The organism is Mesorhizobium sp. P5_C1 (assembly GCF_054049815.1).
Window position 1 is genome coordinate 1 of record NZ_JBFULQ010000119.1, and the last position, 13,750, is coordinate 13,750.

At 62.9% G+C, this 13,750-nt stretch carries 11 protein-coding genes; 1 reads left to right on the top strand and 10 read right to left on the bottom strand.

What is annotated here, in order from left to right:
* Nucleotides 1–264: transglutaminase N-terminal domain-containing protein (locus ACXJ7R_RS12345; protein WP_457152080.1), on the bottom strand; the 264-nt coding region annotated here is incomplete at its 3' end.
* A gap of 111 nt (nt 265–375) precedes the next feature.
* Nucleotides 376–1,566 (bottom strand): acyl-CoA dehydrogenase, encoded by a 1,191-nt coding sequence (locus ACXJ7R_RS12350; protein WP_457152081.1) that lies wholly within the window; start codon nt 1,564–1,566, stop codon nt 376–378.
* A gap of 154 nt (nt 1,567–1,720) precedes the next feature.
* Between ACXJ7R_RS12350 and ACXJ7R_RS12355 the strand changes: the two genes are divergently transcribed.
* The gene (locus ACXJ7R_RS12355; RefSeq protein WP_457152082.1) at nt 1,721–2,689 is read left to right on the top strand and encodes a LysR family transcriptional regulator; all 969 of its coding nucleotides are present in this window, start codon (nt 1,721–1,723) and stop codon (nt 2,687–2,689) included.
* Between the two features lie 244 nt (nt 2,690–2,933).
* Here ACXJ7R_RS12355 and ACXJ7R_RS12360 read toward each other — a convergent pair whose 3' ends face one another.
* The 8 genes from ACXJ7R_RS12360 to ACXJ7R_RS12395 all read right to left on the bottom strand — a co-directional run bounded on the left by ACXJ7R_RS12360 (nt 2,934) and on the right by ACXJ7R_RS12395 (nt 13,612).
* Nucleotides 2,934–5,258: a Tex family protein gene (locus ACXJ7R_RS12360; protein ID WP_457152083.1), complete on the bottom strand. Its 2,325-nt coding sequence runs from the start codon at nt 5,256–5,258 to the stop codon at nt 2,934–2,936.
* Nucleotides 5,259–5,383: 125 nt separating this feature from the next.
* Nucleotides 5,384–6,565 (bottom strand): serine hydrolase domain-containing protein, encoded by a 1,182-nt coding sequence (locus tag ACXJ7R_RS12365; protein ID WP_457152084.1) that lies wholly within the window; start codon nt 6,563–6,565, stop codon nt 5,384–5,386.
* A 92-nt stretch (nt 6,566–6,657) separates the two neighbouring features.
* Complete coding sequence (locus tag ACXJ7R_RS12370) at nt 6,658–7,854, bottom strand: serine hydrolase domain-containing protein (protein ID WP_457152085.1); 1,197 nt, start codon at nt 7,852–7,854, stop codon at nt 6,658–6,660.
* A 64-nt stretch (nt 7,855–7,918) separates the two neighbouring features.
* Complete coding sequence (locus tag ACXJ7R_RS12375) at nt 7,919–8,953, bottom strand: ABC transporter substrate-binding protein (RefSeq protein ID WP_457152086.1); 1,035 nt, start codon at nt 8,951–8,953, stop codon at nt 7,919–7,921.
* A gap of 23 nt (nt 8,954–8,976) precedes the next feature.
* Nucleotides 8,977–9,777: an ABC transporter permease gene (locus ACXJ7R_RS12380; RefSeq protein ID WP_457152087.1), complete on the bottom strand. Its 801-nt coding sequence runs from the start codon at nt 9,775–9,777 to the stop codon at nt 8,977–8,979.
* On the bottom strand, nt 9,770–10,690 hold the full coding sequence (locus ACXJ7R_RS12385; RefSeq protein WP_457152088.1) for an ABC transporter permease: 921 nt from the start codon (nt 10,688–10,690) through the stop codon (nt 9,770–9,772). The genes ACXJ7R_RS12380 and ACXJ7R_RS12385 overlap by 8 nt, the downstream gene beginning before the upstream one ends.
* A 2-nt stretch (nt 10,691–10,692) precedes the next feature.
* Nucleotides 10,693–11,793: an ABC transporter ATP-binding protein gene (locus tag ACXJ7R_RS12390; protein ID WP_457152089.1), complete on the bottom strand. Its 1,101-nt coding sequence runs from the start codon at nt 11,791–11,793 to the stop codon at nt 10,693–10,695.
* 139 nt (nt 11,794–11,932) lie between these two features.
* Nucleotides 11,933–13,612, bottom strand: a complete 1,680-nt coding sequence (locus ACXJ7R_RS12395; protein WP_457152090.1) for an amidohydrolase — start codon at nt 13,610–13,612, stop codon at nt 11,933–11,935.
* Nucleotides 13,613–13,750 lie beyond the last annotated feature (138 nt).

The window sequence follows — 13,750 nt, forward strand, 5'->3', positions numbered from 1 at the left end:
GTAGACCGTCATGTCGGCGACGAGATCGACCTCGATCTTCAGTTCCGTCACCGGCTCGGGAAAAACGAAACGGGCGAGGAAGTTGCCGTAGGGGTCCTGCTGCAGATTGACGAAATGGTTAGCCGGTTCGACCTTGAGCGAATGGCTCAACACCTTGGTGCGGGAATGCGGCGCCGGCTGCAGCCTGATGATCTGCGGCCCGAGAACCACCGGCCGGTCATATTTGTAGTGGGTCAGATGGTAGACAGCTGCCAGAATTGCCATGGGGCCCCGGAATTCAGCGTTTCAAACGAATTCGCTGAACCCTGACACAAATGGCGGCCATTCTCCAAGCAGAGATGTTGCGGTGCACCTAATTTAAGCAGGTGTGCCGGCTTAGAAAAACGCCTGCAGGCCCGTCTGCGCCCTTCCCAGGATCAATGCATGCACGTCATGCGTGCCTTCATAGGTGTTGACCGTCTCCAGGTTCTGCGCGTGGCGCATGACGTGGTAGCCGATCTGGATGCCGTTGCCGCCATGCATGTCGCGGGCCTGGCGGGCGATGTCGAGCGCCTTGCCGCAATTGTTGCGCTTGACGATCGAGATCATTTCCGGCGCCATCTTGCCTTCATCGAGCAACCGTCCGACGCGCAGGCTCGCCTGCAATCCAAGCGCGATCTCGGTCTGCATGTCGGCGAGTTTCTTCTGGTAAAGCTGCATGCCGGCCAGCGGCTTGCCGAACTGCTTGCGGTCGAGACCGTACTGGCGGGCGCGATGCCAGCAATCTTCGGCGGCCCCCATCGAACCCCAGGAAATGCCGAAGCGGGCGCGATTGAGGCAGCCGAACGGGCCTTTCAGTCCGGAAACATTGGGCAGCAGCGCGTCCTCGCCGACCTCGACGCCTTCCATCACCACCTCGCCGGTGATCGAAGCCCGCAGCGACAGCTTGCCGCCGATCTTCGGCGCCGAAAGCCCCTTCATGCCCTTTTCCAGCACGAAGCCGCGGATCTGGTTGTCATGCGCCGATGATTTCGCCCAGACGACGAACACATCGGCGACCGGCGAGTTGGAAATCCACATCTTCGAGCCGGAGAGCTTGTAGCCGTTGGCCGTCTTCTCGGCGCGAGTCTTCATGCCGCCCGGATCGGAGCCGGCATCCGGCTCGGTCAGGCCGAAACAGCCGATCCATTCTCCGCTGGCGAGCTTGGGCAGGTACTTCTTGCGCTGCTCATCCGAGCCATAGGCGTAGATCGGATACATCACCAGCGACGACTGCACGCTCATCATCGAGCGGTAACCCGAGTCGACACGTTCGACTTCCCGCGCGACCAGCCCGTAGGTCACGTAGTTGGCGCCAAGCCCGCCAAACTCCTCGGGAATGGTGATGCCGAGCAGGCCGGCCTCGCCCATTTCGCGAAAGATCGCCGTGTCGAACGTCTCGTTGAGATAGGCGTCCTCGATCCGGGGCGCGAGCTTGTCGGCGGCAAAGGCAGCGGCACCATCGCGCACCATGCGCTCGTCTTCCGAAAGCTGGCTCTCGATCAGGAACGGGTCTTCCCAGACGAATACATTCTTGTCGGCGGCCATGGCTCTCTCCCAACTGATGCAGGTCGCCCAAAAGTGTCAGCGGTTTTGGGATGACGACATGCATGAAGCAAAATCTTGGCCCGGCTTATCGACCCGCGGCCTGAAAAAATCAAACGAAATTGCTTCGCCGATCAATGAGCGTTAGTAATCGATCATGAGTGTCCAGCGCCGCCTTCTACCTAACACAAGTGCCCTTGCCGCCTTCGAGGCGGTGGCCCGCCTCGGCAGTTTCACCGCCGCCGCCCAGGAACTCGATCTGACCCAGGGCGCAGTCAGCCGGCAGATCAGGCTGTTGGAGGACCAGTTCGGCCGCCGGCTGTTCGAACGCGACAGCCGCAATGTCAGGCTGTCGATGGCAGGCGAAATCTACGCCGAAGCGGTGCGGTCGGCGCTTGGCCAATTGCGTGACGCCTCCCTTGGATTGATGAGCAATCGGCATAGTGGCATGCTGAACCTTGCTATTTTGCCAACCTTCGGCACGCGCTGGCTGATGCCGATGATCCCCGATTTCGTCGAAAAAAATCCCGATATCACTATCAACTTCGTCACCCGCGTCGGCCGCTTCGACTTCGCCCGCGAACGATTGGATGCCGCCATCCACTACGGCCTGCCGGACTGGCCGGAGGCAGACTCGACGCTCTTGGTGCGCGAAACGGTGGCGCCGGTCGTGTCGCCCGAATTCCTCGCCGGCCGCGCCATCGCCGCACCGGCGGATATCGGCCGCTTGCCGCTGCTGCACATGACGACGCGCCCCGGCGCCTGGACCGAATGGTTCGAACACCAGGGCCTGAGCGCGCCGACCGGACCGGGCATGCAGTTCGAACAGTTCGGCACCGCCGCCCAAGCCTGCATGGCGGGGCTCGGCGTGGCGCTTCTGCCGCTGATCCTCATCGCTGGCGAATTGCAGCGCGGCCAGCTGGTGCCCGCGCCCGGCCTGCCGATGCAAAGCCGCAGCGCCTATTATCTCGTCGTACCGCACGACAAGCGCGACCACCCGCCGGTCGCCAGTTTTCGCGACTGGCTGCTGATGCACGTCGGGTTGCGCGAGGACATTCGCAAAGGTGTGGAGAGTGGCCCAGGCATCCCCGCGGAGCAGGTGTTTGATCGGCTGGAAGCAAGATAGAGCGGAAAGCCTTGAGTACTGGCGGCTTTTGCGGGCGGTGGCGCCGCCCCTCACCTGCCTGCCGGCATCCTCCCCCGTATAGTGACGGGGAGAGGGGGCTGTCTTTGGCGATTTCACCAATCGCCAGCGTTTCAAGAAGAGTGACGGCGATGCGGCCAGCCATTTCTCCCCGTCACTATACGGGGAGAAATGCCCGGCAGGGCAATGAGGGGCGGCGCCGACCTTGGCGGAGCGAGAAGAACCGCTACTTCCGCTTCAACGCATCGGCCAACGCCGCGCCGAACGCGCCTTGCTGCGCCGGCCGTTCCGGCTGGCGCTGCGGCGCAGGCGAACGCGGCGCTGGTCTGCCGCCGCCAGTGTCGCGCGGCCCGCTGCGCGATGCACCACCTTCTCCGCCATCCCTGCGCATCGAAAGGGCGATGCGCTTGCGCTTGATGTCGACATCGACGACGCGCACCTTGACCACGTCGCCGGCCTTGACCACCTCATGCGCGTCCTTGATGAAACGGTCGGCGAGTTGCGAGACATGCACCAGCCCGTCCTGATGCACGCCGATATCGACGAAGGCGCCGAAGGCCGCGACATTGGTGACGGTGCCTTCCAGCAGCATGCCGGGCTTCAAATCCTTGATATCGTCGATGCCGTCGGCGAAGGTCGCGGTCTTGAAGCCGGGGCGTGGATCGCGGCCGGGCTTTTCCAGCTCGGCCAGGATGTCGCGCACCGTCGGCAAGCCGAAACGCTCATCGACGAAGACGCGTGGATCGAGTGCCTTCAGCGCAGCGCTGTCGCCCATTAGCGAGCGCACGTCGCGGCCGCAGGCGGCGACGATCTTCTTCGCCACGCCATAGGCTTCCGGATGCACCGACGAGGCATCGAGCGGCTCGCTGCCGTTGGCGATGCGCAGGAAGCCGGCGGATTGTTCGAACGCGCGAGGTCCGAGGCGGGGCACCTTGAGCAGATCCTTGCGGCTGGCAAAGGGTCCGGTCGCATCGCGATGCGCGACAATAGCGTCGGCCAGCGATGCGCCAAGGCCCGAAACGCGCGCCAGCAGCGGCGCCGAAGCGGTGTTGAGATCGACGCCGACGGCGTTGACCGCATCCTCGACAACCGCTTCCAGCGAGCGGCCAAGCCGGTACTGGTCGACATCGTGCTGGTACTGGCCGACGCCGATCGACTTCGGCTCGATCTTGACCAGTTCGGCCAGCGGATCCTGCAGGCGTCTGGCGATCGACACCGCACCACGCAGCGACACGTCGAGGCCTGGGAATTCCGCCGCCGCCGTCGCTGAAGCCGAATAGACCGAGGCGCCGGCCTCGCTGACGATCACCTTGAGCGGCTTAGGCCCGCCATCCGCCGGCATATCGGACAGCATGTCGGCCACCAGCTTTTCGGTTTCGCGGCTGCCGGTGCCATTGCCGATCGAGATCAGCTCGACCTTGTGCAGGCGAACGAGTTTGGCCAGCTCCGCCTGCGTGCCGCGCACATCGTTCCGGGGTGGAGACGGATAGACGGTCGTCGTCGCCAGCACCTTGCCGGTGCCGTCGACCACCGCCACCTTGACGCCGGTGCGGATGCCGGGGTCGAGCCCCATCGTGGCGCGCGAGCCGGCGGGGGCGGCAAGCAGCAGATCCTTCAGGTTGCGGGCAAAGACATGGATCGCTTCCTCTTCCGCCCGCTCGCGCAGGTCGCGCATCAGGTCGAGCGTCAGGTGCAGCGACAGTTTTATCCGCCAAGTCCAGCCCGCCACCTCCATCAGCCAACGGTCGCCCGGCAGGCTGCCGCCGATGGCATAGGCGTTGGCGATCATGCGCTCGACCGGCTTCACCGGCGACGTGTCATCGGCATCGACCTCGATGTCGAGCGACAGCACCTCTTCATTGCGGCCGCGCAGCATCGCCAGCGCGCGATGGCTTGGCACGGTCGACCAGCGCTCGACATGGTCGAAATAGTCCGAGAATTTCGCGCCGGCCTCCTGCTTGCCGTCGACCACCCGGGCGCGCATGAAGGCGCGTTCCTTCATGTAGGTCCGTAATTTGCCGACCAGGTCGGCATTCTCGGCGAACTGTTCCGACAGGATGTCGCGCGCGCCCTCGAGTGCCGCCTTGGCGTCGGCCACCTCATCGGTCACATAGGTCAGCGCCAGTTCGGCCGGCACCAGAGACCGGTCGACCAGGATGGCTTCGGCCAGCGGCCCCAGCCCGCGCTCCCTGGCGATTTCAGCCTTGGTCCGCCGTTTCGGCTTGTAGGGAAGGTAGATGTCTTCCAGCTCCGCCTTGGTGGTGGCGGCGACGATCTTGCCTTCAAGCTCGTCGGTCAGCTTGCCCTGCTCGTGGATGGAACCAAGGATGGTGTCGCGGCGCGCGTCGAGCTCGCGCAGATAGGCCAGACGCTCCGAAAGCAGGCGCAACTGCGTGTCGTCCAGCCCGCCCGTCACCTCCTTGCGGTAGCGTGCCACGAAAGGAACCGTTGCGCCCTCGTCGAGCAGTTCGATCGCCGCCGCGGCCTGTTCGGGCCGCGCCGTGATCTCGGCCGCGATGATGGCTGCGATACGCTTGATGTCGGATGCCATGTCGTTCCTGCTCTCGTCGAAAAGAGCGGCGACCATAGGCGCAGACGTTCAGTCCGCCAACCGCCGCATTTTCATCAGCCCGGCGGGTCCACAGGAAAGCGCGCGGTAATTGGCGGGTAGGGAGATTAGACCATCCGGCTCATCGCCTCGAAGAAGGCAACGATCTCGATATCCAGCGGATCATCGACCGGCACCGGCTGCGACGATATCTTGGCGATCACCACTTCGGTCCTGGGATCGACATAGAGCCACTGGCCGTGGATGCCGATGCCGCAATAGGCGCCGCCCGGCAGACCCGTCTGGTACCATTTGTTGCGATAGCGGCCCTTGGGGAACAGCGGCAGCATCGCGCCACGCTGCCAGGCTTCCGAACTGCCGCCGGTGGCAATCGTATCGCGCACCCAAGCTTCGGGCACGACGCGGCGGCCATTGGCCGTGCCGCCTTGCCGCATCATCTCGCCGACACGCGCCAGGTCGCGTGGCGTCACCGAAATGCCGCCGGCAGTGCGCGCCGTGCCTTCCATGTCGACGCCGATCGAGGCTTCGTTGACGGCGCCGAGCGGCAGCCAAAGTTTCTCGCGCATCAGGTCGGTGAAGCGCTGGCCCGAGGCACGTTCGAGCAGGATGCCGAGCAGGTCGGAATTGGGCGAGCGGTAGCGGAAGGTCTGGCCATGCGGCTCGGCAAGCCGCTGCAAGGTCAGGATGAATTCGCGCAGGCTTTCCGTGCCGCCGCCCGGATTCCACAGCGTGGCGCGGCGATAGCGGGCAAAGGCGCTTTCCGGATCGAGATAGGCCTCTTCGAAGTCGAGGCTGACGCTCATGTCGAGCACATGCCGAACGCTCGCGTCGGCGTAGGCTGATCCGGCGGCTTCCGGAATGTAATGCGTCACCGGCGCTTCCGGATCGAACACGCCCTCGCCTTCCAATATGCCGGCGACGATGGCGGTCAGCGACTTGCTGATCGAAAAGATGATATGGCGGGCGCCGAAATCCATATGCGGCGCGAACCAGTCGCCGATGACCGTGCCGCCCTTCATCACCGTCAGCGCGTCGGTGTTCGAGCGTGCGAGAAAATCAGCCACCGTCTCCGGCGCGCCGGMGATCGTGACCTTGTTGCCCAGCAAGCCGCTGATATCCCGCACCGGCGCCTCGATACCACCCGGCACTGCTGCCACCGGCGCCGTCGGCACCAGTTCGCCAAGATTCTGGAACGACCAGCGGTTGAACGGATTTTCGCGCCAGTTGGCGAGCAGAACCTCATTGCGGCGGAAGCCGTATCGGGTTTCGAACGCGGTCTTGCCGGTCATGGCGTATCCTTCTGGATTTCTTTGGGTTTCTTAGAGGCTGTTTCGAAAGGTGCTCCGGCGATGGCCGCCGGAGTGGGTTTCCAAGCAGCCTGTCAGGCAAGTGCCGCAGCAATGGCGTGCACGGCCTTCACCGTCGCCACCGAATAGGCGACATTGCTGAAATCCGGATAGGTCGAAAGCTTCACCACGACCATACTTGTGTTCCAGTCGATGTGAATCATCTGGCCGAACACGCCCCGGCACATCAGCGCGCGCGAGCGCGGATCCTCGATCCAGAACTGGTTGCGGTAGCTGCCTTCGGGCAGGCTGGGATTGAAGTCCGGCCCGTGCCTGCCGTTGCGCGTCGCCTCGATCCAGTCGGCCGGCACCACGCCGCCGCCATTGTCGAGGATCAGTTGGCCGAACCGGCCATAGTCGCGCAGCGTCGCGTTGAAGCCGCCATCGGCGACCGCATAGCCGGCACTGTCGACGGTGAAACAGGCGCTTTCATCAGCGCCGAGCTTTTGCCAGAGTTCTTCCGAAACCAGTTGCGGCAGACGCTTGCCTGTCACCCGTTCCATGATGAAGGCGAGCACATCGGTCTCGATCGAGCGATATTCGAAGGCCGCGCCATGCGGGCGGATCGTTTCCGTGAGGCCGAGGATCAGCTCGAACATATGCGAGGGCCAGCGAAAGGCCGGATCGCTGTCCGGCGGCACCGGTTTCCAACCGGTCGCGACATCGACCTGGCCGATGTCCGAATAGCGGTCGGTATATTCCTCGGAAAAACGCACCCCGCTGGTCATGTCGAGTACATGCTGGACACTGGCTCCCGCCCAGCCGGTGACGCTCAGTTCCGGCAGGTAGTCCGTCACCGGCCTGGCCGGATCGATCAGGCCGCGCCCGACCAGTATGCCGAAAACCGAGCCGGTGACCGACTTGGCCATCGACTGCGACAGGTGCAGCGACCGCTCGCCCATGCCGTTGAAATAGCGCTCATAGGCTATCCTGCCGTCCTTCAGCACCAGGAAGCCGTCCGTATAGGTCTCGTCGAGCAATCCGGCGAGCGTCGTCGGCTGGCCCGTGCTGTCCTCGACCGCCTGTCCGTCGAGATCGACTTCGGCGCGTTCGAAGCGGTGGCGATGGCCATTGCCGCGCCAGACTTCGGCGGTCGGCAGGAATTCTCTGACATGCTGGAACGCCCAGCGGTTCCATGGCGGCCGGTCCCAGTCGAGCTTGGGCAGCACCATGGCCGGCGGCGAGCCCTGCATGATCGGCGGCCGCGGATCGGAATTGCGATAGGAGTCCATGAAAGGCTATTCCCGGAAAAGAAAAGACCCGGCGGCGTGTGCCGCCGGGTCCGTCATGCAGAGATTACTTCTGCAGTTCGGTCCATATCTTCGTGTAGAGTTCCTGCGTTTCCGGCGCGCACATCTTCTGGAATTCGCCTTTCGGCTTGGCGTCGGCCGGAATGACGACTTCCGGCGCGTCCTTCATGTCAGCCGGCATGTATTTGTCCGAGCCGGTGATGGCGTTGGCGTAGCGGTGGAAGGCCGAGAGGCCAGCCGCGTTTTCCGGATCCATGATGAAGTTCTGGAACAGCTTGGCGTTCTCGACGTTCTTGGCCTCCTTAAGAACGACCACATTGTCGCTCCACAGGCCAAAGCCTTCCTTCGGATAGTTGTAATGGATGGCCGGATTGGCCAGCCGCTGACGCAGCGCCGAGCCGTTCCAGTCGCTGGTCGCCTTGAAGTCGCCGGGTACCATCTTTTCGATGGTGTTGTATTCCATCGCGATCCAGTTCGGCTTGGCCGCCACCAGCAGGTCGCGCACCTTCTTCAGCACCGTCTTGTCGTCGGTGCATTGCTGGCCGCCGACATATTTGATCGCCGCGAAGATGACATCGTTCATTTCAGGAACGACGTTRACCTTGCCCTTCAGCTCGTCGGGCGTGTTGAAGACGATGCCCCACGTATCGGCCGGCCCCTTGTAGGCATCGGTGTTGACGACGACGCCGATCGTTCCCCACGCCCACGGCACCGAATATTTGCGGCCCGGATCGAATTCAGGATTGGCCCATTCCGGCGCCACGTTCTTGAAGTTCTCCATCTTGCCCGGATCGGTTTCGAGCAGGAGGCCTTCCTTGATCCAGATCGGCACGTAGGTCTGCGATGGCACGGCGATGTCGAAGCCGGTGCCGCCCTGCCGGATCTTGGCGAGCGCGGTGTCGTTGGAATCGTAGTCGGTGATGGTCACCTTGATCTTGTATTTATCCTCGAACTTCTTGATCACATCGGGGCTGGTGTAGTTGCCCCAATTGTAGATGTTCAGTTCGCCATCGGCGCGAGCCAGGCCCGTCGAAGCGAGCAACGCCAACCCCATGGCGGTCGCTGTTGTCTTCCAGTTCATCGTTCTAACTCCCATTGTTGGTTTCAGTTTCGTTTCCTGCTGACGAAGAAAAACAACGTGACGATCGCGACCGAGAGCAGCAGGAAAGCGGTCGATATCGCGTTGATCTCGGGTGTTACGCCACGGCGGATCTGGCCGAGCATGTAAGTGGGCAGCGTGTCCTGGCCACCGGATTTGACGAACTCGGTGATGACGACGTCGTCGAGCGAGATGACGAAGGCCAGCATCAGTCCGGCCAGCATGCCGGGCCACAAAAGCGGTAGCGTGATGCGGCGAAAGGTCTTCCACGGCGTCGCGTAGAGATCGGCCGCGGCGCGCTCCAGCGTCAGATCCATGTTCTCCAGCCGCGCCCGGATCGGCAGATAGGCGAAGGGAATGCAGAACGCCGTATGCGCGGCGATCAGGTAGCCGAGGCCGGAATAGCCGGTGAAGATCTTGATGCGCGAGAAGAAGATCAGCAACGCCACGCCGGTGACGATCTCGGGCACCATCAGCGGCTGGTTGATCGCCGCATATTTGAACGTCAGACCCGGATAGGGTGCCGTCCGCGTCGTGGCGAGCGCGGCCATGGTGGCGAAGATGGTCGAGAACACCGCGGCGGTGGCGCCGATCTGGAACGAACGCAGGGTCGCATCGATGACCTGCGTGTTCTGCAACGCCGACTGGAACCATTTGAGCGAGAAGCCGCCCCATTCCGATGTCGAGTTCGCCGCATTGAAGGCATAGACGACCAGCACGATGATGGGCAGGTAGAGCAAGACGAAGCAGGTCGCCGCGATCGCGGTAAAGCCCGGCTGATGCTTGATGGAGAAATTGCTAGCCATGACGCACCCCTGACGTTCCGGCATTGCGCACATAGGCAAGCAGTGCCACCATCACGATGATCATGACGGCGATCGACAGCGCTGAACCGAGCGGCCAGTTGCGGCCTTGGCCGAACTGCAATTCGATAAGGTTGGACAGCATCATATTCTTGCCGCCGCCAAGCACGCTTGGTGTCACATAGGCGCCGAGTGCTGGAATGAAGACCAGGATGGAGCCGGCGATGACGCCGGGTTTGACCAGCGGGAAAATGATCTTCCGCAGCACCTTGAAGCGTGTCGCGTAGAGATCGTAGCCCGCCTCGACCAGCCGGAAATCGAGCTTCTCCATGCTGGCGTAGATCGGCAGCACCATCAGCGGCAGATAGACATAGGCCATGCCGATCAGGATCGCCGTATCGGTGAAGAGGATCTGGATCGGCGCCGAGATGATGCCGAGCTTGAGCAGGATCGTGTTGACGATGCCTTCGTTGCGGATGATCTGCAGCACGGCAAAAGTGCGGATCAGAAGGTTGGTCCAGAACGGAATGGTGATCAGGAAGAGCCAGAGATCCCTGGTCTTTTCGCTTCGTGTCGCCATGAAATAGGCGGTCGGGAAACCGAGCGCCAATGTGGCGAGCGTGGTCACCACGGCAAGCTTGATCGAGCGCCAGAAGATGGTGACATGCGCTGCCGCGAGAGAAAGCGTATCGTCGAAAATGTCGCGTTCCATGAACACCGACAACCAGGCATCGGATGAAAACTGCCACTTCACGTCGCCATAGGCGCCGGGCGTCAGGAACGAATAGACAAGCACGATCAGCAACGGGCCGGTCGCGGCGAGAAAAATGACCAGCAGTGCTGGGGCTGACAAAAGCCAGCGGTCGCGGATATCGCGCCGCTCTGCTGCCTTGGCGACTTCCTCTGCGGTCGCCATCGTCAGTCCTTCAAGACCTGGGCGGCGTCGCCGCCAATCAGGATGCCGACCTTGCCGCCCTGGACGATACCGTCGCCGGTGCCACGGCTGTTCTGGCGCCGCACGATGAAGGGCTCACCATCGGCGAGGCGCAGATGGAAATGCGTGTCGGTACCGAGATAGACGATGTTCTCGACCGTGCCCGACAGCGATGCACTGGGGCTTGCGGCGCTCAACTGCRCATGTTCGGGGCGCACGACGATGGTAACCTTGCCCTTGGGAACCAGGCCCTCCGGCAGCGAGGCCGGGATTTCCGTGCCCGACGACAGTTTTACCGTCGCGCGGCCTGCCGAGACACCAACCACCTCGGCCTTGAGGAAGTTCGACTCGCCGATGAAATCGGCGACGAAGCGTTCCGACGGCCGGTCGTAGATGTCGCGCGGCGAGCCGACCTGCAGGATCCTGCCGGACGACATCACCGCGATGCGGTCCGACATCGTCAGCGCTTCCTCCTGGTCATGGGTGACGAAGATGAAGGTGATCCCGGTCTCGTGCTGTAGCCGCTTCAGCTCGATCTGCATTTCCTTGCGCAGCTTGTAGTCGAGCGCCGACAACGGCTCATCGAGCAGCAGCACTTTCGGCTGCGGTGCGAGCGCCCTGGCCAGCGCCACACGCTGCTGTTGGCCGCCGGAGATCTGGCTGGTGCGGCGCGCGCTGAGCGCTTCCATCTTGACCAGCTTCAACATCGCGTCGACGCGCGCCTTGATCTCGGCCTTCGGCTTGCCCAGCATCTCCAGGCCAAAGCCGATATTCTCGGCCACTGTCATGTGCGGAAACAGCGCATAGGACTGGAAGACGGTGTTGACCGGCCGCTTGAAGGGCGGCAGCGGCGCGATGTCCTGGCCGTAGAGCAGGATTTCGCCGGCGGTTGGAAAGTCGAAGCCGGCAATCAGCCGCAGCAACGTCGTCTTTCCGCAGCCCGACGGGCCGAGCAGCGTAAAGAACTCGTTTTCGCGGATGGATACCGAGACCGTATCGAGGGCAGCGACTTGGCCCTCTCCTGATCCGAAAATTTTGCTTACTTTGACAACTTCAATCGCATTCCGATCCGGTTTATCCGGCACGACTACGCCTCACTGTTGACCCCGCTCTTGCTGGCGGAATGTTCCCCTGTTCGATGTGAACACAAGGCCGGTATGTTGGCAAGCCCGGCACTGAATCACAGTTCAATTCGTAATTTGGCTAGCAAGCCTCATGCCACAGTCAGGCCTGATAGGTGATCTTGCCACCACAGATCGTCGTTACCGGATGCACCTTGTGCAACGCCTCCGGCGCGGTCGCCTCGATATCGGCCGAGAGCACCACCAGATCCGCCATATAGCCGGGTTTTATCATGCCCTTGCGGTGCTCTGCGAATTCGGCATAGGCACCTTCGACGGTGTAGCCGGCGAGGGATTCATGCAGCGAGAAACTCTGGTCCGGGTCGCCTTCTGCCCACGGTTTGCGCAACACTGCCGCCCGGATGCCCAGGATCGGATCGATCGGCGACACCGGCCAGTCCGACGCAAAGACCACGCGCGCGCCGGCATCCTTCAAGGTCCGCCAGGCATAGCTCAACGGCCAGCGCGCCGGCCCGATGCGCGATACGGTCGGCTCCAGCGGAAAATCCATGGCGCCAGGCGGGTGCGGCGGCTGCATGGAAGCGATGACGCCGAGTTCGGCAAAACGCGGAACGTCGGCGGTGGTGGTGACCTCGATGTGCTCAACCCGGTGGCGGCTGTCGCGCTTGCCGTTGGCCTTCTGCGCCGCTTCGTAACCGTCGAGCACCGCGCGCACGGCGCCGTCGCCGATCGAATGCACGGCGATCTGCAGCCCGCGTTTGTCGACGGCGACAGCCAGGTCGATGAATTGTTGCGGCGTGAACAGCGGCTCGCCCACCCAGTCCGGACGGTCGGCATAGGGCTCGACCATGACCGCTGTCCAGGAATCCAGCACGCCGTCGTAGAACACCTTGACCATGCCTGATGACAGCCACTCACTGTTGTAGCGCTTGGCCATGTCGGACGCCTTGTCGAGCATGTCGAGCGTCATGAAATTCTTGTAGTGGAACGGTATCTGCACGCGGCAGGGCAGCCCTTCCTCGGCTTCGATCTCGGCCAGCAGTTCAAGCTGATAGAGATTGCCGTCCATGTTCTGGATCGAGGTGATGCCATGGCGCGCGCACCAGGCAAGCCCGCGCCGCATGATATCGCGGTCGGCGGCCCGCTCGGCCGCGGTCGGCATCGGGTCCGGCTCGCCGCCGGTGGCCAGGCCCAGCCGCACCCGGCTTTCGCCGGCAAGGTCAAGCACCGGACCGAAGGCTTCGCCCTCGCGCAATTCGCCGCCGGCCAGGCCATCATCGCCCATGACGATCTCGTTGCCGGGGCCAAGCGTGCGCCCATGCAGGATGCCGGCCGTTTCCAGCGCCCTGGTGTTGGCCCACATGGTGTGATGATCGGGCGCCGCCATGCAGAAGGGGCGATCGGGCAAAATGGCGTCGAGATGGTGTCGTGTCACCCGCTCGCTGCCGAGCACCGTGTAGTCGACACCCTGCCCGACCAGCATTTTCGCATCCGGCTGGGTCGGCGCATAGTCGCGGATTGCCTTTTGCAGCGCCTCAAACCCGTGAATACCGGTGAGCTGGAGGTGGGCAAGTTCAGCCCCGCCTGAAAACAGATGCATATGGGCTTCGATGAAGCCCGGGATCACCGAACCGCCCTTGGCGTCGATGACCTTGGTGGCCGGTCCCTTGAGCTCTTCGATGGAGGCGCGGCTGCCGATGGCGATGATGGCGCCGTCCTTGACGGCAACAGCCTCTGTGACGGGATTGTCATGGTCCATGGTCAGCACGCGACCGTTGATGACGATCAGATCAGCATTATGACCCGCACCCGTGACAGACATCGCGACTCCGCGCTTTTGACGACTGACTGAGACCGACAACCCTGTGCCCACGAGCGGCCACTCCACTGGAGCGGCGCTACGGACAAAAAACGATGCCAGCGTGCTGTCTTCGAAATTCCCCTTGTTATCCCTGAAGAC

Bases quoted from the DNA above. Each gene is read 5' to 3' on its own strand.
- ACXJ7R_RS12350 (WP_457152081.1), bottom strand. From the start codon at position 1,566: ATGGCCGCCGACAAGAATGTATTCGTCTGGGAAGACCCGTTCCTGATC.
- ACXJ7R_RS12355 (WP_457152082.1), top strand. From the start codon at position 1,721: ATGAGTGTCCAGCGCCGCCTTCTACCTAACACAAGTGCCCTTGCCGCC.
- ACXJ7R_RS12360 (WP_457152083.1), bottom strand. From the start codon at position 5,258: ATGGCATCCGACATCAAGCGTATCGCAGCCATCATCGCGGCCGAGATC.
- ACXJ7R_RS12370 (WP_457152085.1), bottom strand. From the start codon at position 7,854: ATGGACTCCTATCGCAATTCCGATCCGCGGCCGCCGATCATGCAGGGC.
- ACXJ7R_RS12380 (WP_457152087.1), bottom strand. From the start codon at position 9,777: ATGGCTAGCAATTTCTCCATCAAGCATCAGCCGGGCTTTACCGCGATC.
- ACXJ7R_RS12385 (WP_457152088.1), bottom strand. From the start codon at position 10,690: ATGGCGACCGCAGAGGAAGTCGCCAAGGCAGCAGAGCGGCGCGATATC.
- ACXJ7R_RS12395 (WP_457152090.1), bottom strand. From the start codon at position 13,612: ATGTCTGTCACGGGTGCGGGTCATAATGCTGATCTGATCGTCATCAAC.